Genomic DNA, 25,357 nt, shown 5'->3' with positions numbered 1-25,357 from the left:
GAAGCGGGAGCCTGCGGCTCACCGGGCCGCACCACGCGACCGGCGCACATTATGGGAGTCCCGATCGGGCAAGCGAAGGGAAGCGATGAAGACCGAAAAACGTGACTTACGTCACAAGTTATTGATTAACTGAGAGGATTGTCGTTAGTGCCCGAGTGGGCAGCAACATGAGGCGGAAAGGATATGCGACAGCTTGTGACTCTGTTGAGGCTTTTGCCGACAGCCGCCGCAACCAGAGGGGCAACTAGCCGGCACATGGCCGCTTGCCTGAGATTGCCGGTATCAGGCCGGCAATATCGGCTCAGCGGTAACGACCGCGCACCGATCCCGTGCTGCGCCCGGCCATCTTGATCAGGATCTGGCGGGTATGGAAGTGGCAGAGCGCCACCCCGAGGGCATCCGCCGCATCCGCCTGGGGGGTGGCCGAGAGCTTGAGCAGGTGGGTCACCATGTGCTGCACCTGCTCCTTGGCGGCGCCACCGGTCCCCACCACCGCCTGCTTGATCTGGGTGGCCGAGTATTCGCTCACCGGCAGCAGGGCATTAACCGCCGCCACGATGGCACTACCGCGAGCCTGACCCAGCTTCAAAGCCGAATCGGCGTTGCGGGCCATGAAAACCCGCTCGATGGCGAACTCGTCCGGCTTGAACTGGGTGATGATCTCGCTCACCCCGTCATAGACCTGCTTGAGGCGTGACGGCAGCTCGCCCAAATCGGTGCGGATGCAGCCCGAGCCCAGGTACTCCGCCTTGCCCGCCACGATGCGAATGACCCCGTAACCTGTGATGCGCGAACCCGGGTCTATCCCCAAAATGATGCTCATGGACGGGCCACCCTGGCCATCATGGCGGGGATCCGCTCCCGTTTGGCAAGGGCGGCCAGCCGGCCACCCCGTTTCAATAGCTGGTTCATCACACTCTGTCGCTCTGCTGGCAGTTCATGGCCGCCAAGATAGCAAACAAGCGCCCGCTTGGCTTGCCCGGCAGCGCCCCCGTCAATCAACTGCGCAGGGATGCGCCATCTCATACAGTGGTCCGGCGATTTTTTCGCCCGCCGCCCCGCCGATGACCTAGGCAAACCGGCGCGGTGATCACCCTCACTCCCCCGCCAGGGCCACCAGTTGCTCTGCCAGCCGGTGGCTGTGCAGGTAGCTCTCAATCAGTGCACCGTCGGCCCGCCCCGCCTCAATCTGCTGATACCAGTGGGCCAGCATGGCGGCAAAGCCCCGTTGGGTAAGCACCGACTGCCAGTCGCCCGGCGCCAGAGTCTGCACGGTTTTATCGCGGGCCAGGGTGCCCCGAGTGCAGTTTTCGATATGCAGGGAGAGGTTGTCGCCATAGGCATCGATACGCTCCTCGGTGAGACCGGTGCTGCGGTTCATGCTGCCGCTCACCGCCACCTGTCCGCTCTGCCAGGCCACGCTCACCCCGGCCAACAGCGCCGGCTGACGGGCACAGCGCCGCAGCACCGCATGCAGCTCCCCATCAGGCGCGCCGCCATAGAAGCAGAGGCTGTCGAGCACGTGGATGAAGTCGTCGAACAGAAACGAGCGCGGCGCCCCCGGCAAGGCGTGGCGATGTTTCTGCCAGTGGATCTCGGTAAGCGGCCGATTATCTGCAAGCGGCAGCGCCCGGGCCGCGCTCATGGCGGGCAGATAGCGGCGATTGAAGCCGACAAACAGCGGACGGTTCTGCGCCAGCGCTAGGTTGGCAAGCTCCTCTACCCCGGCAAACGTGTCGCACAGCGGCTTGTCGACAAAGGTGGGGATGCCGGCGCGCAGGCACTGGGCAGCCAGCTCAAGGTGCACCGCGGTGGCGGCGTGGATCATCACCGCATCCGGGCGACTTGCCAGCAGGTCACCCAGCTCGGTGAAGCACTCGGCGATCCGGTACTGGCGGGCCAGCTTATCCAATACCGCTGGATTGCGGGTACAGAGCAGCGAGGTGACTCGCTCGTCACTGGCAAGCAGCGGCAGATAGGCTTTCTGGGCGATATCACCAAGACCTACGAGGGCAATGCGCATGGGGACTCCTTGTGGCGGCGGGTTATGGGCGCCGTTTTATCCGGCAACGGCTGACAGGGTATCATCCTCGCCGACCCGGACACAGCCGATGGCTGACCCACCCCCGCCCTCTGCCCCGGGAGTGTCATTTTTGGCTCCATCTGGCTAAGATGCCCGCTTTTGGACATAAGAAACGCCAAGGAGTGCCATGCCAAGCTCAACCCTGCTCTCGCTGTTTCGCTACAAGACCTGGGCCGATGGCGAACTGCTCGATGCCCTCGCCACCCTGGATGCCGCGCAAGACGGCGAGGCTCACCACACGGCCCTGCGCATCTTCAACCATATCCATGTGGTCGATGCCATCTTCAAGGCCAATCTGCTGGGGGAACGGCACGGCTTTACCGCCACCAATACCCCCGAGACACCGACCCTGGCGATGCTGCGCAGCGCCATCGGCAAGCTGGATGCCTGGTATCTGGATTACGTCGCCGGCCTGAGCGAGGCAGATGGCGAGGCCATGCTCTCGTTCAACTTCGTGGATGGCGACAAGGGGCAGATGAGCCGCGCCGAGATGCTGCTGCATCTGGTGACCCACGGCGGCTATCACAGGGGGGCGATCGGGCGGATTCTGGTGCAGTGCGGCATCACGCCGCCGCGCGATACCCTGACTACCTTTTTGCATCGCAGCGAACCCGAGCGTCGCGGCAGCTAAACGACAAACGAGGGCGACCCATGTCGCCCTCTACTCTGAAGATTTAGCCTGATCTTTGGCATCGAGCCATTTTCCGATTCTGGCCCCAATCTCTGAGCAGATCATGGCGCCGATCATGGCCCCGATCATCCGGTTCATATCGGAGATCTCTTTTGATTCAAGGAGCAGGGTCGCGATCAGGTTAAAGGCAATGAGCCCCATCACCAGCCCAAGCCCGCTGCCAATCTTCTCTCTTCTGGATCGGGCTTTCGCCGCCATCTCGAACTCCTATCGGGGATGCCCGCGGTCATATGCTCAAGGGAGAGTTGATTATCTTCTCCCCTACCCGCTAATCAGTAGTCAAGATAGCAAAGTCACTACCATCTAACTGCTTTTGGTTACGTGTGGCTATCCGCTTTGATGACCTAGTTCAAAAAACGATAAATTTCTGATGGTGGTATTCAATTTGATGCTCGCATAAACGACTTCGTTTGCCTTAGTCTAGCCATCGTTGCCTATTAACCGTGATGGGTGACTACCTCTGTTGGTTAATTGAGCATATTGGAAGCCGTAATCCACGGGCGGTAGCGTATTTTTGTCGGTTTGTGCTGAGCTTGCGAAGCTCAACATACGAGATGACGGTTGTATAGGGTTTTACCTGAGAAGCAAGTGGTAATAGTTATTGCTCATCACCGCGTCGACACAGGCGCTGATGGCAAACAGCCGCAACAGCTGTACCTATTTGTCGACCGTTCTCTGGTCGTCGATGCCCGTAACTCTGACCTGAGTGGGTATCTTCACTACGCAAGAAAGCCCGCCGTACACAACAGCTGATCATGTAATAGCAGGGCGTATCTTGCAGGCTGATTTGATGTGAGCGGACAATGGTCATGGCTCACCCCTCGAAAGTGACTGATCAAGCCAAGTTCAGGGTTACGCCTCTGTCAAAAAGGTGGGTGTCCCAGATTTCGCTTGACTCAAAAAGGCAGGTGTTCAAAATTTTGTATTATTCCCTGTAAAAATGATGGAGGTCCCAGAGTCTAAATATTAACAATATCAATCGATAGGAATACGATTTTCAAGTAGCTTAACCCGCCTAAGCCTAAATATATAATAACCAATCACATTATACCCAAGGGATGACAATTAATGAAGAATTTAAATCAACTAATCTCATCAGCAGTCGAGGCATCTGGAGCTGACGATTCAATTAACTCTCAACTAACAGAAGTATTAATAAAAGAACTTAATGACTATATAAGCCTTGAACTTCTTAAAACTAAACTTGAAGTTTTATATAATTTTGAGAAAAACTATCTTGACTTGGTCAAGGAATATAAAGAAGAAATAAAATTTGCCAGCACACTACAAGAAGATCTGCGTAAAGAACGTGCAAAGTTCTTCTCTGAAACTCTAAAAGAAGTTTCCGCTACACTTAGTGAATCTCAGGTAGATGGTGAAGTAGCGTCAAAATGGTTGAAAGAGCTTGTTGATAGTTACACCAAGAGTTTAAATTTAAGTGGTAGTCTTATAGAAGAACACACTCTTGATACCATTGGAAAAATTCGCTCAGAAGCCAAATTAAATAAACCGACCTTTATTGATAATGAGTAGTTTGTAGCTGATAGATTATGCTCATAAAAAGGCAGCCAATAGGGGAGTTTAATTTGATAAAGCAACGTAAAATTGCAGAAAACAAATTAATTCCCAAAGACTCTATAAGGACCTAGTTAAGAGCATTACTTTTAATTATGCAACGAAAAGAAAAAGAGACCAAAATTGCACCTCAAGCAATGAGGGAGCTACTGATAGCCTTACGAGAAGCAAGGGAAGATCTTGTATTTCGTAGTTTGAATGAAGACCCTCAATTATTTACAAGCCTATTCCAATATGAAAATGATGAAAACCTCCTATTATTATCTTTTGAAAGGGAATTTTTTATCTTCATTAATAGTAATCTAGAGAAACTCTGTAAGCACATTTCTGATGTTGAAAATGTTGATACAAAAATAAGACTGAGAAAAATCATCGAGGAATTATTAAGCTTTAAAAAAGCTAGAAATCCCTCCTACATAAACACAGTATTTCTCAGTGAGAGAATCGATTTAATTGAAAAGATACTCTCAGCCTTTGATAAAGGGAGGAATCGACTTGAAGAAATAAATTATATACATAAAAAAGACAAGGTACTTTTTGAAAGAGAATTCAAACGATTATTAGGGAAACAAAATGGCTTGGCTTAGCAAATTAGGTGGCGCTCTTCTTGATTGTATTAGTAAGCCTATTGATGTGTTATGTGATTGGGCTTCTGAACCCCTTAATGCAAGATCTCACGAAAGAAGTGAATCAGCAAAAAATTCAGCACACCAGCGTGACATGGAAATATTAACAGCTAAATCTAGGTCTGAACATGAGATCAGATCTAACGAGATGAAGCTTGCACAAGAATTAAGAGAAAAAGACAAAGAACTCGATGTTAATCTAGAGATTCGCAGGGTTCGTGAAATTGAAATGGCAGTAGCTGAAATCCAAGAATGGAAAAAGGAAAAAGAATTTGAGCGCATGGAGCGAACTACAGCTGCAATCGCTCATTATTTAAAGCAATTAACAAAGCTAAATGTAGAAACAATCAATGCTATTGGTCATATGCAGCTCGAACTTAAAGAACGTGCTCAGCAACTTGTCTATGATAAAACCATTCAATATAAAAAGCTTCAGGATACAGCTATCGACGAAGCAATGAACGATTTCCTTAGAATTGAGGATAAATTTGGTAACAATGAAAGAGCAAAGGACATTCTAATTAGAGCAGTTGATACTAAGCTTGGTAATATCATTGATACATCAACCCGTTTTCTAGAAGAACTTAATCGAGATATTGTAAATCTTAACGAAAGCATTGATCGACTAACAAACCAAGGCCAAAGATTTATAGAGAGTCACTTAGAGCGATTTCACATTTCTGATACAAGCTCACCTTTAGCCATTGTAGATACAAGTGTTGAAAATGCTCCCCCCAAAAAATATATAAACTAGTTTTTTCACACCGAGTTATTTTATTAGAACCGTGTCAAACTGATAAAAGTCAAAATAAAAAAGGCGACCATCTGGTCGCCTTTTTATTTATTTCACCCCCATAAGGGAATATCACCGAGCCGGTCGCTTGGCACCATTGCCTTTGGCCGCAGGCTTGCCGCCTTGGGTGGTGGGTTTGGCACCCGGCTTGGCAGAGCCGGCGCGGGTCGGTGCCTTGCCTTTGTGAGCGGGTTTGCTCTTACCAGCACTCTGACCTGCGCCCTGACCTGTACCTTGCGAACTGGGCTTGCCGTTACCCGAGCCTTTCTGGAGCTGGGAGCCCACCGGTTTGCCATTGCTGGCCTTGCCGCCATTTCTACTAGCCGCTGGGGCATTGGCTGCACCGGCCTCGCTGCGGGCGGCCTTGTTGCCAGCCCCGTTGCTGCGCTGATGGGTGATGGCACTGTGGCGGGTCAGGGCAGGTTTCAAGCCCTTGCTGCGGCTGCGTTCGGCCTTGGCTTCGCCACGGCCTTCCGGCGGCACCAGGCAGTCGGGGCCGTTGCCGATCAGGTGGCCCTTGCCCATCTCCAGCAGGGCTTCGCGGATCATCGGCCAGCCGGCCGGATCGTGGTAGCGCAGCAGCGCCTTGTGCAGGCGACGGCGGCGCTCCCCTTTCACCACGAACACGTCCCCACCCTGGCGGCTCACCTTGTTGAGCGGGTTTTTCTCGGTGTAATACATGGTGGTGGCGTTGGCGAGCGGCGACGGGTAGAAGTTCTGCACCTGATCGAGCTTGAAGCGGTTGGACTTGATCCAGAGCGCCATGTTCACCATGTCCTCATCCGTGGTGCCCGGGTGGGCGGAGATGAAGTAGGGGATCAGGTACTGCTGCTTGCCCGCCTCTTTGGAATACTTGTCGAACAGCTCCTTGAAGCTGTAGTAGCTGCCCATGCCCGGCTTCATCATCTTGGAGAGCGGGCCCTCTTCGGTGTGTTCCGGCGCGATCTTGAGGTAGCCGCCGACGTGGTACTTGGCCAGCTCCTTGATGTAGCGCGGATCTTCCACCGCGATGTCGTAACGCACGCCGGAGGCGATCAGGATCTTCTTGATGCCCTTGAGGTCGCGCGCCTTGCGATAGAGGTTGATGGTCGGGCTGTGGTCGGTGTCCATGTGCGGGCAGATGGTCGGCCAGACGCAGGAGGCGCGCCGACAGGTCTGCTCGGCCTTGGGGCTCTTGCAGCGCAACTTGTACATGTTGGCGGTGGGGCCGCCCAGATCCGAGATGACGCCGGTAAAGCCCGGCACCTTGTCGCGGATCTCTTCGATTTCTTTGAGAATCGACTCTTCCGAGCGGCTCTGGATGATGCGCCCCTCGTGCTCGGTGATGGAGCAGAAGGAGCAACCGCCGAAGCAGCCGCGCATGATGTTGACCGAAGTCTTGATCATGTCGTAGGCCGGGATCTTCGCGTTACCATAGGCCGGGTGCGGCACCCGCTGGTAAGGCAGGCCGAACACCCCGTCCATCTCGTCGGTTTCGAGCGGGAAGGCGGGCGGGTTGACCCAGATGATGCGATCGCCGTGCGCCTGAGAGAGCGCGCGGGCGCAGCCCGGGTTGGTCTCGTGGTGCAGGATGCGCGAGGCATGGGCGTAGAGCACCTTGTCTTCCTTCACCCGCTCGAATGCCGGCAGCTTGACGTAGGTCAGCTCCCACGGCTTTTGCTTGGGCGGCTGTACCAGGATGGGCTTGGCCTCCTGCGCAGCCGGCGCGGTACCTTCGTCGTCCGCGCAGGGGGCCCCTTCCATATAAGGGTTGGGGATAGGATCGATGCGGCCAATCTGGTCGAGCTTGCTCGAATCCACCCCGCGCCAGCTCGGCAGCGGCTCCTTGCGAATGACCGCAGTGCCGCGAATGTCCTGCATGGTGTCGATGGTCTCGCCGCCTGCGATGCGATGAGCCACCTCGATCAGCGGCCGCTCGGCGTTGCCGTAGATGAGAATGTCGGCCTTGGCGTCGATCAGGATGGAGCGACGGATGGTCTCGGACCAGTAGTCGTAATGGGCGATGCGGCGCAGGGATGCCTCGATGCCGCCGATGACCACCGGGACCTCTTTATAGGCCTCTTTGCAGCGCTGGGTATAGACCAGGGTGGCGCGATCCGGCCGCTTGCCGCCCACATCCCCCGGGGTGTAGGCGTCGTCGTGGCGCAGCTTCTTGTCGGCGGTGTAGCGGTTGATCATGGAGTCCATGTTGCCCGCGGTCACCCCGTAGAAGAGGTTGGGCTTGCCCAGGCGCATGAAGTCATCCTTCGATGACCAGTCCGGCTGGGCGATGATGCCGACCCGAAAACCCTGGGATTCGAGCATGCGGCCGATCACCGCCATGCCGAAGCTCGGGTGATCCACATAGGCATCTCCGGTCACCAGCACGATGTCGCAGCTGTCCCAGCCGAGCTTGTCCATCTCCGCGCGGGACATGGGCAGGAAGGGCGCCGTGCCGTAGCACTCGGCCCAGTAACGGGGATAGGAGAAGAGGTTGGTAACCGGCTGCATTTTGACCACCTGGAACAATTCGGGTCGCGCATTATACCGGCAGAGCAAGGCGGGGGCGACGGCTTTTTGCCCCTACGATAGATGTGGAAAAGGCGAGCCAGCGGGGCTCGCCTGAAAAGTGTGGGTCAATTGTTAGCTCAGGCCAGGACGCGGGCCAGCACAATACGGTTGTAGTGGCGCTGCAGCAACTGATAGCCGCCCAGCAGGCACCAGACCAGGGCGGGCGCCAGGAACACCGGGTGGGTGGCCAGGCGCAGCATCAGCAGGCCCAGCAGGATCAGCGCGAACGGCCGGCTCTCGTAGAGCCACAGCGGCCAGCCCTGCTTTCGCAGCTGCTGCTTGTCGGGCCGGCGATAGGCGCCGCGTCGAAACCAGGCCAGCGAACCGGCCAGATAGAATGCCAACCCGGCCAGCAACAACCCCGGCTGATCGGCAATCCCCAACAACAGCAAACCGCTGCCCATATAGGCAAAAGGCAGCGGTTCATAAATGGCTGATGGCAACATATGTTCACCTCAACGTTAAACTGGCTACATATTAACCCGCTCATCCGAGGATGCCATCAGCTTGCAGTGCCTTTCACCTATATGGGTGTAGGCATCAGGCCGCCGGTTTGTCCTGCTGAGAGGTGGCCTCGCTGGCCGCCAGCGCCTCGTCCACCTGTTGATCCCGCGCTCCGGTCATGCCGGCCCGTTTGGCCAGCAGATGGTAGATGGCGGGCACCAGCAGCAGGGTCACCAGAGTCGCGAGCGATAACCCGAAGAAAACCACTGTCCCCACCGACATCCGGCTCTCGTAGCCCGCCCCCATGGAGAGCATCAGCGGCACGGCCCCTATGATGGCGGTGAGCGAGGTCATCAGGATCGGGCGCAAGCGGCGCACCGAACCTGCGATGATCGCCTCGTCGAACCCCTCGCCGCGCTGGCGCAACTGGTTGATGAACTCGACGATCAAGATACCGTTCTTGGTCACCATGCCGATCAGCATGATCATGCCGATCTGGCTATAGATGCTCATCTCCTGGCCCGTCAACCAGAGGCCGAGCAGGCCGCCGAAAATGCCGAGTGGCACCGTCACCATCACCACCGCCGGGGTCAGCATGCTCTCGAACTGGGCCACCAGTACCAGATAGACCACCAGCAGGGCCAGACCGAACACCAGCGCCATCTCCCCCTGGTTGTCGCGATAGTCCTTGGACTCGCCGGTATAATCCACCGTCATGCCGCTTGGCAGGTTGGCGCTGGCCCAGCCGTCCAGGTAATCCAGCGCCTCGCCCAGGGTATGGCCCGGCGCCAGATCCGCGGTCAGGGTCACCGCCTTCTGACGCTGGTAGTGGTTGAGGCGCTGCGGGCTCGCCACCTGCTTGACTGTGGCCAGGGTCGAGAGGGTCACCATCTCGCCATTGGCCGCCTTGAGGTAGATGCGGCTCAAGTCGGAGACGCCGTTGAAGTCGCGCTGGTTGGCGCGCAGGTAGACGTCGTACTCCTCCCCTCTGTCTACATAGGTGGTCTGGCTGATGCCGCCGAGCAGGGCCTGCAGGGAGCTCGCGACTGTGGAAACCGGGATGCCGAGCTGGTTGGCCCGATCCCGTTCTATGGTCACCTGCAGCTCCGGGGTCTTCTCGGCATAGTCGAGATCCGGCGTCTCCATCAGACCACTCTGGGCTGCCGCCTCTTTCAGGGCCAGCCCCTGCTGATAGAGCTCGGCGTAATCGGAGCCCTGCAGCACGAATTGCACCGCCGCGGTGGAGCCGCCGCGAAAGCCCGGCTGGAAGGTGCGGATCATCACGTCCGGAATGCCGGCCAGCCGCCCGCTCAGGGACTTGGCAAATTCGGTGGCGGTTTCATCCCGCTCGGCCCAGTCGGTGAGCTGGATGATGGCCATGCCGGTCTGATCGCCGCCGCGGCCGAAGGCCGGGGTGCTGAAGCTCATGGCCTGCACCACCCCCTTGCCGAGCAGCGGCATGATGGCCGCCTCCACCTGCTGCATGTTGCGCTTCATCCGCTCGATGCTGGTGCCCTCGGCCCCCTTGACGAACACGTAGAGCACGCCCCGATCCTCGGTCGGGGTCAGGCTGGTGGGCAGCTGGGCAAACAGGGCGCCGATGCCGCCCAGGCAGAGCACCAGCACCAGCGGGGTCCAGCGCGAGTGGTGCAGCATCCAGCCGAGCAGCCGGCGGTAGTGGGTCTCCACCCAGCCGAGGCCGCGATCGAGCGCCGCCGTCAGCCGGTTGGGCCGATCCACCGAGCGCATCAGCCAGGAGCCCATGGCCGGGGTCAAGGTGAGCGCAATCAGCGACGAGAAGAGCACCGCCAGCGACAGCAGGATGGCGAACTCGGTAAAGAGCCGGCCCACCATGCCATCCATGAAGGCGATGGGCACGAACACCATCACCAGCACGGCGGTGGTGGCGATCACCGCAAAGCCCACCTCGCGGGTGCCGTGCCAGGCGGCCAGCAGGGGCGGTTCGCCGCGCTGCAGATGGTGGTGAATGTTCTCCACCACCACGATGGCGTCATCCACCACCAGACCGATGGCGAGAATGAGCGCCAGCAAGGTGATGAGGTTGATGGAAAAGCCGAGATACCAGGCCCCGATAAAGGCCGAGATGAGCGACACCGGCACCGTGATGGCCGGAATGAGGGTGGTACGCCCCTGCCCCAGGAACAGATAGAGCACGGCCACCACCAGCACGGCGCAGATGGCGAGGGTCTCGTACACCTCGTCGATGGCCTGCTTGATGAAGATGGTGGAGTCGTAGTCGACCTCCAGCGTGGCCCCCTCCGGCAGGAAGCGCTGCATCTCGGCCATCTTCTTCTCGACCCCCTGCGCCACCGCCAGCGGGTTGGCGGTGGACTGGGCGACGATGCCTATCCCCAGGCTCTCACGGCCGTTGCGCTGGTAAGCGCTGTCTTCGTTCTTGGCCCCCACCTCCACATCGGCGATGTCGGCCAGATAGATGCTCTGGCCGTTGGCGGCAGTGCGCACCTGCAGCGCCTGGAAATCGGCGGCGGTGTGATAGAGCCGGGCAATCTGCACCGCCATGGTCATGCTGTTGTTGCGGATCTCGCCGCCCGGCAGTTCGATGTTCTCGCGCTTGAGGGCGTCCTGCACGTCCGCCACCGTGACGCCGCGCGCCGCCATGTCGGCTGGGCGCAGTCGCACGTACATCACCTGGGTCAGATCGCCGGAGAGCGACACCTCGCTCACCCCGTCCACCAGGCTCAAGGGATCCACCAGTACCCGGTTGGCGTAGTCGGTCATGGCGGTGCGGTCCATCTGGGTGCTGCTGAAATTGAGCCAGACCGCCACGTCGCCGTTGCCGTTGTCCTTGGTGACCAGGGGTTCATCCACCTCGTCCGGCAGCTTGGGGCGGGCGCGGGAGATGGCGTCGCGCACATCGGAGATCCCCTCCACCATGTTCCAGCCGAGCTTGAACTCCACCGTGATGACCGAGCGCCCCTTGCGGGTCACCGAGTTGATGTTCTTGATGCCGCTGATGCCGGAGAGCTGATCCTCGATGGGCTTGGTGACCTGGCTCTCCATGACGGCGGGGGCGGCCCCCTCGTACATGGTGGTGATGGAGACGGACGGCGTCTGCACGTCCGGCATCTCCCGCACCGTCAGCTTGGAAAACGCCACCAGACCGAACACGGTGAGCAGCGCGCTCAGCACCACCGCCACCAGCGGGCGGCGGACAGAGATATCGGAGAGCCACATCAGCCTTTGACCTCCGCCAGATCGTGCACGCTGACGCCGTCACGCAGGTTGACCAGCCCCTCGACCACGATGCGATCGCCCACCTTGAGCCCTTCGGTCACCCACACCTCTTCACCATGGGTATCCCCCAGCACCACCGGCACCCGCTTGACCTTGCCATTGGGCTCGAGACGATAGACGAAGCGCTGCTCGCCGGCATACTCCACCGACTGGGCGGGGATCAGGGTCATCTTCTGTGGCGGCAGGGAGAGTTCGACGTTGAGCAGCATGCCGGGGCGCAGCTGACCGTCAGGATTGGGGATGATCACCCGCGCCTTGATGTTCTGGGTATCGTTGGAGACGCGGCTGTCCAGCGTCTCCAGTACACCGCGGAAAGATTGATCCGGCCAGGCCGAACTGGTCGCCGTCACCGCCATGCCGGGGCGCAGCAGCGAGAGGTAGCGCTCGGGCACCGCCAGATCGAGCCGCAGCTTGGCCAGCTCGTCCAGGTGGAGCAGGGTATCGCCGCTGTTGACCAGAGCCCCTTCGCTCAGATCGATGAGGCTGACCGAGCCGTCGAACGGCGCCAGCAGGGTGCGCAGGGAGAGCTCGTACTTGGCGGCATCGGCGCGGGCCTGAGCCTGGGCGACCGTGGCCTCCTGCCCCTCCAGCTCCGAGGTGGTGATGGCACCGCGCGCCACCAGCCGGCGCATGTCCCGCAGCTTGCGGCTCTCGTCGCGCACGCTGGCGCTCTGCTCGGCCAGCTCCGCCTGCTGCTTGCCGGCATCGAGGGCGATCAGCACGTCCCCCTGCTTGACCTGCTGGCCGGATCGCACCGCGATCTTGACGATGCGGCCGGTCACCTCCGGGCTTATCACCACGGAGCGGTTGGCGGCCAGCTTGCTAACCAGCTTGATGGAGGGTTCGGCCAGGCTCTGGCTGACCGTCTGCGCCCTGATGTTGACCTGACGTGGCTGGGGTTTGCCGGCAGGGGCGGAGTGGCGGTAATACCAGCCGGCGGAAATCAGCAAAGAGAGGCAGGCAAGCACCAGCCATATACGCATTTTCATCAAGCAATCCATGAAATTAAGAGAAAAGAGGGCACTTCATCAATGATGGTCACCATGTTACCCCCTGACTATGCCGTGACTATGTATAAATGTGACAAAACGTAACAGAAACGGCGATATTTGATTGAAATAGCAGTAGCAGAAGACGGGCTTCACGATTGTGCCCTAAACTGATGCTCCGAACCTGTCCGGATCCCGCCTAACGCCTATGCCTGAACCCAGATCTCATTTTGTTACCTGTCGCCTGCAATGGCTGCTCTGCGCCTTCGTCGCCCTGCTGCTGGCCATCACTCTCAAGCTGACCCTGACCCAGGTCACCGACCATTATCAGAGCGATACCCTCAGCACCGCCTCCCGCTTGAAATCCCAGTTTCAGCAGATGGAAACCTTTCTCGAGGCGATGCGCGGTCAGGCAGAGGAGCGGCTGCGCAGCAACCCGCAATCCGCCCTCACCCAGCAGCTCTATGGCGCCCTGCGGGAGAATGGCGACCAGGGCTTTGCGCTGGATAAGGTGCCCGCCAACCTGCCCAAAGGGCTGAGCGGCAACCTGACCGGACTGGGGCCGCTGCCAGCCCCCGGCAGCCCGCGCGCCGCCAGGTTACACCTGGCGCTGAGCCTCTCCCCCCTGCTCTCCACTGCCAGCAAGCTGCTGGGGGACAAGGTCGGCTGGCTCTACTTCACCGGGGTCGATGACTTCGTCTATCTCTACCCCTGGGTTCCCGCCAGCCAGTTTCACTTTAGGCGCAACATCTATCTCAAGTCCTACTGGCAGGATGCCCTGAAACAGAAGGAGAAGAGCCTGCACGCCACCGTCTCGCGCCCCTACGAGGACTTTGCCGGCGCGGGCCAGATGATCACCCTGTCACAACCCATCGTGAAGGATCAGGTGCTGGTGGGCGTCATCAGCATCGACGTGCTGCTCTCCCGGCTGGAGCAGCTGCTGCGCGAATCCACCCCCGGCATAGGCACTCTGTTTCTGGTCAACCAGCATCAGCAGATCCTCGCCAGCAGCAATCAGGAGGTCGACTTCGTCCCAAAGCCGTCAAAGGCTCGGGATGGCTACCACTGGCAGCAGGGGGCCTTTCAGTTCCAGTACGACATTCCTGACACCGAGCTCACCCTGCTTCACCGCATCCCCCTGTCCTCGCTGCTGTGGGCCCTGCTCTGCCAGTCCGCCCCGACCCTGATCGCCCTGTTCTTCATGGCCTGGGCCGTGCTCGCCAATCTCAAGTCCCGCCGCCTGAACCGGCAGCTGGACTACCTCTCTCGCCACGATGCCCTGACCGGTGCCTTCAACCGCCACTACTTCGATGAGTTTGAGCGCCGCCATCAGCAGCGCGGGGGCAGCGTCGGGGTGATCATGTTCGACTGCGATCACTTCAAGCAGGTCAACGACCGCTTTGGTCACGAGGTGGGCGATCAGGTGCTGATCCAGCTGGTGCGCCTGTGCCAGCAGCACCTGCGGCGGGAAGACGCCCTGATCCGCTGGGGCGGCGAGGAGTTTCTACTGCTGGCAACCAAAGGGAGCGAACCACTCGACCAGCTGGCCGAGCAGCTGCGTCTGCGCATCGCCCGCCACCCCTGGCAGGAGCTGGCGCCGGCCCTGGCGGTGACCGTCAGCCTGGGTTACCACCACAGCACTACCGATACCCAGATGCAGGAGGCCATTCGGCGGGCCGACGTGGCGCTCTATCAGGCCAAGGCCAACGGTCGCAATCGCAGCGAACGCTGGCAGGATGACGGCGCCGGCAACTGCGGGTAAGCTGGCTTTCTCACTCACTCCTGGAGAGACAAAGTGGCACGAAAACCCCGTGTGGGACTGGCTCTTGGCAGCGGCGCGGCCCGTGGATGGGCACACATCGGCATCATACGGGCGCTGGAGCGGCTCGGCGTCAAACCGGATCTGGTGGCGGGATGCTCCATCGGCAGCTTTGTCGGCGCCGCCTATGCCGCCGGTGAACTGGACAAGCTGGAGAGCTGGGTACGCGGCTTCAGCCGCTTGCAGGTGGTCAGCCTGCTCGATCCGGCCCTCTCCGGCGGCCTATTTCGCGGCGAGAAGGTGTTCGGCATCGCCGCCAACCACCTAGGCGATCCCGCCATCGAAACGCTGCCGCTGCCCTTTGCCTGCGTCGCCACCGAGCTCGATACCGGCCGCGAGATCTGGCTGCAGCAGGGGCCGCTGCGCCAGTGCGTGCGCGCCTCCTGCGGCATGCCCGGCATCCTGACCCCGACCCGGGTCGAAGATCGTTGGCTGGTGGACGGCGCCGTGGTCAATCCGGTGCCCATCTCGCTGGCCCGCGCCATGGGGGCCGAGGTGGTGATCGCCGTCAACCTCAACGCCGACATGCACCAGCCCTGGACTGACGAGCCGGATGAACCGAGCGGCGGCAACCGCTTCAGCCAGTGGTTCAACCGGGGCGACAGCCCCAACACGCCGGGCATGTGGAGCGTGATGACCGGCTCCATCAACATCATGCAGGAGCGCATCACCCGCGCCCGGATGGCAGGCGACCCGCCCGAGATCCAGCTCTGCCCGCGCCTTGGCAGCTTCTCCATCATGGATTTCCACCGCGCCAGCGACGCCATCAACGAGGGCGAGGCCTGCGTCGAGCGCAACCTCGACCAGCTCAAGGATGAACTCGGCCGCCTCGGTGTGCTCTAGCGCGGTTCACCATCTGCAAGACGGGACATCTCCAATGAAAAGAGCGCCTTGCGGCGCTCTTTTTCTATGCAAACTGCTGGCCCAGCACAGCTGGCTAGAACAGCCCCAACCCTTTGAGCATTACGATCAGGATCAGCAGCGGCGACACGTAACGGATGATGAAGAACAGCGGCTTGAGGATCGCCAGCTCCAGCTCGCCGCCGTTGGTCAGCGCCTCCTTCATCCGCTCGAAGCCCCACACCCAGCCCACGAACAGGCAGAGGAAGATACCGCCAAGAGGCATCAATACGTTGGAAGAGACGAAATCGAACAGGTCGAAGAAGGTCTTGCCGGCGATATGAACGTCCGCCAGCGAGCTGTTGGAAAGCGCGCAGGTCGACCCCACCGCACCCAGCACCAGCAGGTTGAGCAGGGTCGCTTTGGGGCGGCTCATGCCAAATCGCTCTGACACCACCGAGACCGGCACTTCCAGAATCGAGAGCATGGCGCCGGTGGCGGCGATGGCGGAGAGCACGAAGAACAGCACCATGAACAGGTGGCCGAACGGAATGCTGGCGAAGACCGCCGGAATGGTGATGAACAGCAGGGAGGGACCGGCAGTGGGCTCAAAACCGAAGGCGAATACCGCCGGGAAGATGGCGATGCCGGCCAGCATGGAGACGAACAGGTCGGCGCACATCACCCGGAAGGTGGTCAGCGGGATGTTCTGATCATCCCGAAAGTAGCTGCCATAGGTCATCATGCAACCCATGCCGATGGAGAGCTTGAAGAAGGCCAACCCCATGGCGGTCAGCACCACCCCGGCCGTTATCTTGGAAAAATCCGGTGAGAACAGAAAATGCAGCCCCTGGCTCGCACCCGGCAGGGTCAGACTGCGGATACCGATAACCAGCAGCAGGATAAAGAGCACCGGCATCAGCTTCTTGGTTACCGCCTCGATCCCCTTGGAGACCCCCATCAGCAAGATGCCGCCCATCAGAGCCAGCACCAGCCACTGCCAGAGCAGGCTCTGCAGCGGGTCGCTTATCAGCGCCCCGAAGGCCGCCCCGGTCACCTTGGGATCGGTCGACAGGATGGAGCCGTCAACGGCCTTGAAGATGTAGGCAAAGACCCAGGCTGCCACCTCGGAATAGAAAGACATGATAAGGAAGGCGGCCAGCACCCCCATGGCCGCGATCAACCACCAGGGCTGCCCCTTGGGGGCCAGCTTGCTGAGGGTGGTGACGGCATCGGACTTGCCTTTTCGCCCCAGCATGATTTCAGAGATCATCACCGGCAGCCCGACCAGCAGCGTCGCGATGACATAGACCAGCAGAAAACCGGCGCCGCCGTTTTCGCCCGTCAGGTAGGGAAACTTCCAGATATTTCCCAGCCCGACGGCTGAGCCCAGGGTGGCGGCAAGGACGCCGAATTTGCTGGTAAAGCCATCTCTGGCCTTGGGGGTGATTTGACTCATGCTTGTCTCACTGTGCGCATCATGCGAGGGATACCGCTAATTTTAGCGGTCAGAATTTTCTGAGGATTAATCCGGCTTGCCAAGGTATTTTCGTGAAAAGCCTTGGTGAGAGCACAATTAGCCAAATTTAATTAATTTCGCGGGTTATTTGATGGATAAAAAAATGCCGCCTCGATGGCGGCATTTTTGTCAAAGCTCAATCAAATCAAGCTTTGGCAATATCGTCCGGGCCGATCTGACCGATTTCGGCGACTTTTTTGTCAGCCAGCAGCCAGAGGGTGAACTTGTGCAGTTCCGGGTGATGAGCCAGTGCCACCAGGAAGGCGCCACCAACTTCACGATAACCCAGTTCGTAGTTCTTCAGGGTGGTCGGGGGAACGCCCAGCAGATCTGCAAACTTGGGACGGCTCAGGCCGACCGCTTCACGGATCTGACGGATCTTCTTGCCAACAGTTACGATATTTGAATTCATGTGTTCCATACTCCGTACGGCGGATTGACTCCACCTTTATTTTTCGCGACGACTCGTAGTCAAGTGTATCAGTTTTGAACGGACTCGTTATGGTCGAGCCTCTATCTTTAATCAGCGTCTTTCGACGACAACCCTTGCAAACATCGGGGATGGTAATCGCTCAACCGCCTCAGGTAAACAGTCTCGAAAAGAAACCTTTATTGTTGCCACAGGAATAACTCGTATAATTCGCCGGCTATCCCTTAAGAGTAAGAACTCATGGCGCTTCCCGGCATAATCTCCTGTTTACACCCTGTCACCCCCCCCGCAGAACTCGCTCGTCAACTGCAGCAAGGCCAGCAGACTCGTGCCGAGGCCTTCTGGTTGCCCACCGCGCTGCACGATCAGGCGGCAGCAGTTTTGGCTGAGCTCGATGACAAGAGCAGCCTGTTTCTTGAGCGGCCCGCAACCGGGCTGCCATTGCGCAGTCACGATGGCATCATGCAGGAAGATGGAACCCTGCTGCTTGGCAATGGCCAGCATCTGGCACTGGCCAAAGAGCCGGGCGATGGCGGCCTGGTCCCCGTCAACGGTCTGGCCGAGATGGCCGACTGGCTCGAAGCAGGCCACCTGCATTTCTGCTGTTCAGCTGCAGTACAGCCTGTGGCGCGGGCCATCCTCAACATCTGGCCGCTAGATCCCTACCTGGCCCGTCATTTTTTGTGCAGTTTTACACCCTTACTGTGCGAAGCAACCGAGGCCGATTACCTGGCCGTGTTCCAGGCGAGGGAATTTCCCGCCATGGCGCAATCTGACTGGGCTCAGGCCTATATGAAACTCGAGAAGAGACTGCACCGAGCCTATTTGGATCACTAATTAATTTGGATAAACAGCCAGTTATCCACACGACACAATTTGCCATATGGATTATGTGTGAGCTTGATCATGTTTTGAAATCGGCATAGAGTGCGCCACGTCATCGGAATGACATCGGCTGTTCGTGAAGGGTTGAAGGCATTGCTTACGCTGCCACCCGCTCGCTTGTGCACCAGGAATGTGTGCCTCCCGGATGGATCCGGGATCCCTGCCAGACTCAACGCTGTTGTTCGGCAGAGCCTGCAGCTTACATAAATTAAAAAGTGCGAAGCACGTGAACAACGTGCCATCTCAACGAGGATTTTTTTATGATGAAAATGGCTCCTTCCCTGATCGCCATCGCCATGGCTGCCATGGGTGCAACTGCAGCTCACGCCGCTGACGACATCTACTTCGGTGCCGGTGTCGGTGCTGCCCACTTCAACGGTCTGAACAAGATCGAAAGCACCAACGTTGGTGAAGAAGACGCAGCTGCAGCCAACGCCTTCGTCGGTTACAACTTCACCGAAAACTTCGGTACCGAGTTCGGCTACCAGTACGCTGGTCGTGGCAACACCGACGGCAACCGTTACGAGAACCAGGGTGCCACCCTGTCCGGTATCGCTCGTCTGCCGCTGGGCGGCGACTTCTCTGCCTTCGCTGAAGGCGGCGCCTACTGGGCTCACACCGATGGTCTGGGCGTAAGTGACACCAAAGTGTCCCCGCTGGCCGGCCTGGGCGTGACCTACAAGGTTAACGACGCACTGGATCTGCAAGCTCGCTACCGCTACATGTGGGACGTGGCTGACCTGCACGCTGACAATGGTGACCGTTACAAGTCCAACCAGAGCGTTGCAACCCTGGAAGCCGTGTACCACCCGTTCCGCACTTCCTACGTAGCCCCGGCTCCGGCCCCGGTTGTTGAAGAAGCGCCGGCTCCGGCTCCGCAGGTTGTCGAGAAAAACTTCGCCCTGAACTCCGACGTGCTGTTTGCCTTTGGCAAAGACAGCCTGAAGCCGGAAGGCGTTGCTGCCCTGAACGGTCTGTACCAGCAAATCGTTGAATTCCAGCCGAAAGATGGCAACGCTGTTGTCGTTGGTTACACCGACCGCATCGGTTCCGACGCTTACAACCAGAAGCTGTCCGAAGCCCGCGCTCGCACTGTTGCCAACTTCCTGGTCAGCAAAGGCATGGCCGCCAGCAAGGTTGCTGTTGAAGGTCGTGGCGAAGCCAACCCGGTCACCGGCACCAAGTGCAACGGCGTGAAAGCCAAAGCTCAGCTGATCTCCTGCCTGGCTCCGGACCGTCGCGTTGAAGTGCGCGTATCCGGCGTACAAGAAGTTCAGAAGTAATCTGACTCCGTTCAGATGATGCGAAAAGGGGATGCCACGGCATCCCCTTTTGTTTGCCTCCTCGCCGCCAACTGACCAAAAACACAGCAAGGCGCGTCACTTTCTGTCAAATCATTTCCCTCCGCCAGTTTTCTAGCCCCCCGTGCAGAGCCGCGCCAGCGCTGGATATCTGTACAGAAACTTGATCAACGCGAGTCAAAAGAATACAGTAACTCCGCTTGTAAGGCATTGGATGAACTATTAAAAGTGCTTCCGGCCCGGTTAGTTGTCCATGGAGCCAAGGCTTCGTGAGTATCCAGGAACCATCTCTTTTTTCATTCAGGCCAACCGTGGTTCACCATGGCGGTCGCAGCTGAATTGTCACTTGTGACCGGTATAACTGAAGAGTGCGCAGTACGCCCTAGCACGGCAAACTCAACGAGGATAAAACGATGAAAATGAAAATGGCACCCGCCCTGATTGCTCTGGCCATCGCGGCCATGGGGACTTCCACCGCTCAGGCTGCCAACGACTGGTACACAGGTATCGGTGCTGGTTGGGCTTATGGCCACGACCTGAACGACTTTGGCAAAGATGCCGACAAGGATGCCACCGCGCTCTCCCTGTTTGGCGGCTACAACTTCAACGATAACTTCGGCGCCGAGCTGGGTTATCTCTACGCCGGCAAGGGTGGCGTCGATGGCGTTGACTTCAAGACCCAGGGCGCAACCCTGTCCGGTCTGGCTCGTCTGCCGCTCGGCGACATCTTCTCCGTGTTTGCAGAAGGCGGCGCCTACTTCAACCACGTCAACGGCAACGGCAGCAGCGACAACGGTACCGCGCCGCTGGCCGGTCTGGGCGTGACCGCCAAGCTCTCTGACCTGATCGATCTGCAGGCCCGTTACCGCTACATGTGGAACCTGGGTGACGAGCAGAAGACCTGGGAAACCAACATGAGCGTGGCCACCCTGGAACTGGTGATGCACCCGAACCGCTCCACTTACGTGGCACCGGTAGCGGCACCGGCTCCCGAGCCGGTTCCTGAGCCGGTCGTGGTCGACAAGAACTTCGCCCTGAGTTCAGACGTGCTGTTTGCCTTCGGCAAATCCACCCTGAAACCGGAAGGCGTTGCCGCTCTGAACACCCTGTATCAGCAGATCGTCGACGTACAGCCGAAAGATGGCAGCGCCGTGGTCGTTGGTTACACCGACCGCATCGGCTCCGACGCCTACAACCTGAAGCTGTCTGAAGCCCGTGCCCGCACCGTGGCCGACTTCCTGGTCGGCAAGGGTCTGCCTGCCGGCAAGGTAGCCATCGAAGGTCGTGGCGAAGCCAACCCGGTCACCGGCACCCAGTGCAACGGCATCAAGGCCAAGGCTCAGCTGATCGCCTGCCTGGCCCCGGATCGTCGCGTAGAAGTGCGCGTCACCGGCGTACAGCAAGTCACCCAGTAAGTCACCTTGCTGACCGAAAAGGAGGCCATCAGGCCTCCTTTTTTATTGCCTGGCGCTCACCCTGAGCACCTCGGCTGACCAGCAGCTCCCCGCTCATTGCCATCCTCGATACCACCTAAGTGGTTAAAAACCCTGCATCGCCTATAAATAGTGGTGGTTGTACACAACAGGGCTTGCGCCCTACTACACCAGACATCGACGAGGATACGCGATGAACATAAGAGTAAAACCTGTTTGGATTGCATTGGCACTGGCAGCCACGGGCGCACAGGCGGCGCCGGACAACGACTGGTACGCCGGGGTGGGAGGTGGCTGGGCCATCGCTCACGATCTGGGTGACTTTGGCAAGGATGCGAGCAAGGACGCCACCGCGCTCTCCCTGTTCGGCGGCTACAACTTCACCGAGAATCTGGGGGCTGAACTGGGCTACCTGTCGACCGGTGACTGGGACGTGCAGGGCAACGACTTCAGCAGCCAGGGCGCCACCCTGTCGGTGATTGGTCGGCTGCCGCTGGGGGATATCTTCTCGGTGTTCGCCGAGGGCGGCGGTTATGTCTACCACGTCAAGTCCATCAACGGCGGCGACAACAACCTGGCTCCGCTGGCCGGGCTCGGCCTCACCGCCAAGCTGCACGACTGGGTCGACATCCAGGCCCGCTACCGCTACATGGTCCGGGTCGGCGACGATCCCGACAATGACAAGGTGGGCAGCGGCACCCAGCGCTGGGTCAGCGACATCAGCACCGCCACCCTGGAGCTGGTGATCCACCCCAACCGCAGCAAACCGGTCGAACCGGCCCCAGCCCCCATGGTCGTTCCCCCGCCACCGCCCGCTCCCGAGCCGGTGGATCAGACCTTCAACCTGAGTTCGGACGTGCTGTTTGCGTTCGGCAAGGCGGAGCTGAAACCGGAGGGAATGCAGGCGCTGGAGTCGCTCTATCAGCAGATAGCCGACGTCAAGCCCAAGGATGGCAACGCCGTGGTGATGGGCTACACCGACCGCATCGGGTCGGATGCCAACAACCAGGCGCTGTCGGAGGCCCGCGCCAGCACGGTCGCCAACTTCCTGATCGGCAAGGGGCTGCCCGCCGACAAGGTGAGCATCCAGGGCAATGGCGAGAGCAACCCGGTCACCGGCAGCCAGTGTGATGCCATCAAGGCCAGGGCCGCCCTCATCGACTGCCTGGCACCGGATCGCCGGGTGGAAGTCAGGGTCACCGGCACTCAGGGTGCCCCTGAAGCAGCCGCCGCCCCAGCCGAGCAGTAATTCCAGCTACGAAGAGAGCACAGCGCCAGACGTGTGAAGAGGTGCAGATAACAACAGGTGGTGAGCAAGCCCACCCACAACGCGATGCACAAAAAAGGGATGCCGAGGCATCCCTTTTGCTTTGCGCCTTCCCGCAGAAATCAGAAGGAGGTACGGCGATAGCGACGATACTCGGGGCGCCAGAAATTGGCCTCGATGGATTGATCGATCACCTCGTCCGGGGTCTGTACCGCCTTGCCCTGCAGCATGGCGGTCTTGGCCACCATCTTGGCGATGTAGCGGGAGACCTGGTGAATGTCCGCCAGATCCGGCAGCAAGGAGCCCTCCTCCCCTTTCACCAGCGGCGAGCACTCTGCCAGCGCGCGGCTGGCCGACATCAGCATGGCATCGGTCACCCGGGTGGCACCGGCGGCGATGACGCCAAGGCCGATCCCCGGGAAGATGAAGGAGTTGTTGCACTGGGCGATGACGTAGCGCTTGCCCTTGTACTCCACCGGTGCAAACGGGCTGCCGGTTGCCACCAGCGCCTGGCCGTCGGTCCAGCGGATCAGATCTGCCGGCGTCGCCTCGACCCGGGAGGTGGGGTTGGAGAGCGGGAAGATGATGGGGCGGGCACAGTGCTTGTGCATGGTCTTGACCACCTCTTCGGTGAACAGCCCCGGCTGGCCGGAGACCCCGATCAGGATGTCCGGGCGACCGTGCTCCATCACCTCCAGCAGGGAGATGTTGTCTCCCACCGGCCAATCGGCGATGCGCTCCACCGGCTGGGAGAGGCGGCGCTGGAAGTCGAGCTGGTTGGGAATCTTGTCGGTGATGAGGCCAAACCGGTCCACCATGAAGACCCGGCTGCGGGCCTGGGCATCGGTCAGCCCCTCGGCTTTCATCTGCGCCACGATCTGCTCGGCGATGCCGCATCCGGCGCTGCCGGCGCCGAGGAAGGCGACCCGCTTCTCGGAGAGCTTGGCGCCGGAGGCCTTGCAGGCAGCGATGAGGCTGCCCAGGGTCACGGCGGCGGTGCCCTGAATGTCATCGTTGAAGCAGCAGAGCTCGTTCTTGTAGCGATTGAGCAGCGGCATGGCGTTGTTCTGGGCGAAGTCCTCGAACTGCAGCAGGATGTCGGGCCAACGGCGCTTGACCGCCTGAATGAAGGCGTCGACGAACTCTGCATACTCTTCGCCCGAGATGCGCGGATTGCGCCAGCCCATGTAGAAGGGGTCATTCAATAGCTGCTGGTTGTTGGTACCCACGTCCAGCACCACCGGCAGGCAGTAGGCTGGCGAGATGCCGCCGCAAGCGGTGTAGAGCGACAGCTTGCCGATGGGAATGCCCATGCCGCCGATGCCCTGATCGCCGAGGCCCAGGATCCGCTCACCGTCGGTGACCACGATCACCTTGACGTTCTGCTTGGTGGCGTTTTGCAGCATGTCATCGATCCTGTCCTTGTCCGGATAGGAGATGAACAGGCCGCGGGCGCGACGGTAGATGTTGGAGAACTCCTCGCACGCCTTGCCGACGGTCGGGGTGTAGATGACCGGTAGCATCTCGGTCAGGTGGTTGGTCAGCAGCCGGTAGAACAGCGTCTCGTTGGTGTCCTGGATGTTGCGCAGGTAGATGTGCTTGTCCATGTCGTTGCCGAACGCCATGAACTGACGGTAGGCCCGCTCGGCCTGCTCTTCGATGGTCTCGATATTCTGGGGCAGCAGGCCTTCGAGGTTGAAGTTGCTGCGCTCTTCGCTGGTGAAGGCGCTGCCCTTGTTGAGCAGCGGGGTCTCCAGCAGGGCCGGACCGGCATAGGGGATGTAGAGGGGACGTTTCTGGTTATTATCTTCAAACATGGATCGGGTACCTAAACGATGACCTGGACGAAGGAGTCCGCCGATCCTATGGGCTTGCGCCATTAATTTCAAAGAGTTTGCACATCCGTTGCAAAAGGTTTGCGACCCAGGCGACGAAAGGCGCCGGGGGTCAGACCAGTGAGCCGGCGAAAGCGGTTGGCAAAGTTGGCGCCGTCGCTGTAACCGACCCGGCCGGCCAGCTCGCCGAGGGGCCAGTTGGTGTAGAGCAGCAGTTGGCGCGCCTTGTTCATCCTGAGCTCGGTCACCTTCGCCATGGGCCCCATGCCGAACGCCTGCTGGCAGAGCCGATGCAGATGGGGCACCGAGCAGGCCATCTGATCGGCCAGCAACGCCACGCTCCAGGGCTCGTCAAGGCGTGCCTCCACCCGCCGAAACAGCGCCTGCAGCCTGAGTTCCGGCGTGCCGCGCACCTCTCCCTGCAGGGTGCGCTCCAGGAGCGCCAGCAGCAGGCTCAGCAACTGGGGCTGCAGCGGTGAACGCGTGCCCTCCCCCTGCATCAGGCTGAGCAGGTGATAGATCTGCTCCCCCTCCTCCCCCTGCCAGATGCGGTGGCCGAGCCGGTGCAGGTGCTGCCAGCGCGGCACGTCATCCAGCAGGATCCAGCTGGTGCGCCACTGCGCCCTCACCAGCTTGAGACCACCGGGCACTGCCGCCGGCAAGAAGATGAGCGAACCGGCCGGGATGGGCTGCTCGCCGCCATCGGTGAGCAGGGCCCCCCCTCGTCGTGACTCACCATCAGGATGTGGAACTCCGGCCGGTTGCGACGGATCAGGTAGTGATCGCGGATGCTCGAGAGCCCGGTCAGGAAGATGCCCGCCTCGCCGAGCAGCGGCAGCCCTTCACGCCCCAGCATTCGCTCCTCGCAGGCCGGGGCGATTTCCAGACACTCGCTGACAAACGGCATAACACCTCAATAGGATAGTTTTACACAAGAAAGCCGAGAGAGGCTCACAGTGAAGCCGCCCGCCACTCCCCCTATCATACCCATGACGAACCTT

General features: G+C 59.6%; 20 protein-coding genes and 1 pseudogene. 10 read left to right on the top strand and 11 right to left on the bottom strand.

From position 1 onward, the window contains the following. Positions 1–301: 301 nt before the first annotated feature. Together ruvC and E5E97_RS10995 are read right to left on the bottom strand one after the other, a co-directional pair. Positions 302–823 carry a crossover junction endodeoxyribonuclease RuvC gene (ruvC, locus tag E5E97_RS11005; RefSeq protein ID WP_005298649.1) on the bottom strand — a complete coding sequence of 174 codons (522 nt, stop codon included), beginning with the start codon at positions 821–823 and terminating at the stop codon, positions 302–304. 273 nt (positions 824–1,096) lie between these two features. Beyond that, positions 1,097–2,023, bottom strand: coding sequence for a Gfo/Idh/MocA family protein (locus E5E97_RS10995; RefSeq protein WP_118881673.1), 927 nt, complete (start codon positions 2,021–2,023; stop codon positions 1,097–1,099). 187 nt (positions 2,024–2,210) lie between these two features. Here E5E97_RS10995 and E5E97_RS10990 point away from each other — a divergent pair, with 187 nt between their 5' ends. After that, positions 2,211–2,714 (top strand): DinB family protein, encoded by a 504-nt coding sequence (locus E5E97_RS10990; RefSeq protein ID WP_118881674.1) that lies wholly within the window; start codon positions 2,211–2,213, stop codon positions 2,712–2,714. A gap of 30 nt (positions 2,715–2,744) precedes the next feature. Here E5E97_RS10990 and E5E97_RS10985 read toward each other — a convergent pair whose 3' ends face one another. Next, complete coding sequence (locus tag E5E97_RS10985; RefSeq protein ID WP_118881675.1) at positions 2,745–2,972, bottom strand: hypothetical protein; 228 nt, start codon at positions 2,970–2,972, stop codon at positions 2,745–2,747. A gap of 870 nt (positions 2,973–3,842) precedes the next feature. Here E5E97_RS10985 and E5E97_RS10980 point away from each other — a divergent pair. From E5E97_RS10980 to E5E97_RS10970, 3 genes are all read left to right on the top strand, one after another. Next, positions 3,843–4,307, top strand: coding sequence for a nickel transporter (locus E5E97_RS10980; RefSeq protein WP_118881676.1), 465 nt, complete (start codon positions 3,843–3,845; stop codon positions 4,305–4,307). A gap of 137 nt (positions 4,308–4,444) precedes the next feature. Further along, positions 4,445–4,936 carry a hypothetical protein gene (locus E5E97_RS10975; protein ID WP_118881677.1) on the top strand — a complete coding sequence of 164 codons (492 nt, stop codon included), beginning with the start codon at positions 4,445–4,447 and terminating at the stop codon, positions 4,934–4,936. Beyond that, on the top strand, positions 4,923–5,729 hold the full coding sequence (locus E5E97_RS10970; protein ID WP_118881678.1) for a hypothetical protein: 807 nt from the start codon (positions 4,923–4,925) through the stop codon (positions 5,727–5,729). Before E5E97_RS10975 ends, E5E97_RS10970 begins: the two co-directional genes overlap by 14 nt. 111 nt (positions 5,730–5,840) lie before the next feature. Here E5E97_RS10970 and E5E97_RS10965 read toward each other — a convergent pair whose 3' ends face one another. From E5E97_RS10965 to E5E97_RS10950, 4 genes are all read right to left on the bottom strand, one after another. Continuing rightward, entirely contained in the window at positions 5,841–8,258 is a 2,418-nt protein-coding gene (locus E5E97_RS10965) for a YgiQ family radical SAM protein (protein WP_118881679.1), read from the bottom strand. Between the two features lie 137 nt (positions 8,259–8,395). Beyond that, positions 8,396–8,764, bottom strand: coding sequence for a hypothetical protein (locus E5E97_RS10960; protein WP_011705202.1), 369 nt, complete (start codon positions 8,762–8,764; stop codon positions 8,396–8,398). Between the two features lie 94 nt (positions 8,765–8,858). Beyond that, entirely contained in the window at positions 8,859–11,978 is a 3,120-nt protein-coding gene (locus E5E97_RS10955) for an efflux RND transporter permease subunit (RefSeq protein ID WP_171280260.1), read from the bottom strand. Further along, positions 11,978–13,027: an efflux RND transporter periplasmic adaptor subunit gene (locus E5E97_RS10950; protein WP_024944721.1), complete on the bottom strand. Its 1,050-nt coding sequence runs from the start codon at positions 13,025–13,027 to the stop codon at positions 11,978–11,980. The genes E5E97_RS10955 and E5E97_RS10950 overlap by 1 nt, the downstream gene beginning before the upstream one ends. Positions 13,028–13,235: 208 nt before the next feature. Between E5E97_RS10950 and E5E97_RS10945 the strand changes: the two genes are divergently transcribed. Further along, a complete protein-coding gene (locus tag E5E97_RS10945) occupies positions 13,236–14,789 on the top strand; it encodes a diguanylate cyclase (protein ID WP_171280259.1) in 1,554 nt (517 codons plus the stop codon). Between the two features lie 33 nt (positions 14,790–14,822). Further along, entirely contained in the window at positions 14,823–15,689 is an 867-nt protein-coding gene (locus tag E5E97_RS10940) for a patatin-like phospholipase family protein (protein WP_011705198.1), read from the top strand. Positions 15,690–15,783: 94 nt separating this feature from the next. Here E5E97_RS10940 and E5E97_RS10935 read toward each other — a convergent pair whose 3' ends face one another. Together E5E97_RS10935 and E5E97_RS10930 are read right to left on the bottom strand one after the other, a co-directional pair. Next, entirely contained in the window at positions 15,784–17,145 is a 1,362-nt protein-coding gene (locus E5E97_RS10935) for a sodium-dependent transporter (RefSeq protein ID WP_011705197.1), read from the bottom strand. 205 nt (positions 17,146–17,350) lie between these two features. After that, the gene (locus E5E97_RS10930) at positions 17,351–17,617 is read right to left on the bottom strand and encodes a DNA-binding transcriptional regulator (protein ID WP_005298604.1); all 267 of its coding nucleotides are present in this window, start codon (positions 17,615–17,617) and stop codon (positions 17,351–17,353) included. 258 nt (positions 17,618–17,875) lie between these two features. Between E5E97_RS10930 and E5E97_RS10925 the strand changes: the two genes are divergently transcribed. The 4 genes from E5E97_RS10925 (at position 17,876) to E5E97_RS10910 (ending at position 22,503) form a co-directional block, all read left to right on the top strand. Continuing rightward, entirely contained in the window at positions 17,876–18,472 is a 597-nt protein-coding gene (locus tag E5E97_RS10925; protein ID WP_118881682.1) for a hypothetical protein, read from the top strand. Between the two features lie 308 nt (positions 18,473–18,780). After that, positions 18,781–19,803, top strand: coding sequence for an OmpA family protein (locus E5E97_RS10920; protein ID WP_016349944.1), 1,023 nt, complete (start codon positions 18,781–18,783; stop codon positions 19,801–19,803). 431 nt (positions 19,804–20,234) lie between these two features. Then, complete coding sequence (ompA, locus tag E5E97_RS10915) at positions 20,235–21,236, top strand: porin OmpA (protein ID WP_016349943.1); 1,002 nt, start codon at positions 20,235–20,237, stop codon at positions 21,234–21,236. Between the two features lie 211 nt (positions 21,237–21,447). After that, positions 21,448–22,503: an OmpA family protein gene (locus E5E97_RS10910; protein WP_011705192.1), complete on the top strand. Its 1,056-nt coding sequence runs from the start codon at positions 21,448–21,450 to the stop codon at positions 22,501–22,503. Positions 22,504–22,643: 140 nt separating this feature from the next. On the opposite strand, the gene E5E97_RS10905 is transcribed toward E5E97_RS10910, so the two are convergent. Both E5E97_RS10905 and E5E97_RS10900 read right to left on the bottom strand, forming a co-directional pair. Continuing rightward, the gene (locus tag E5E97_RS10905) at positions 22,644–24,338 is read right to left on the bottom strand and encodes an NAD-dependent malic enzyme (protein ID WP_011705191.1); all 1,695 of its coding nucleotides are present in this window, start codon (positions 24,336–24,338) and stop codon (positions 22,644–22,646) included. 68 nt (positions 24,339–24,406) lie between these two features. After that, a pseudogene (locus tag E5E97_RS10900) lies at positions 24,407–25,263 on the bottom strand (helix-turn-helix transcriptional regulator). Between the last annotated feature and the right edge of the window lie 94 nt (positions 25,264–25,357).

This window comes from Aeromonas sp. 2692-1, assembly GCF_013085505.1.
Taxonomy (GTDB): Bacteria; Pseudomonadota; Gammaproteobacteria; order Enterobacterales; family Aeromonadaceae; genus Aeromonas; species Aeromonas hydrophila.
This window is presented reverse-complemented; position numbering and strand designations above follow the sequence as displayed.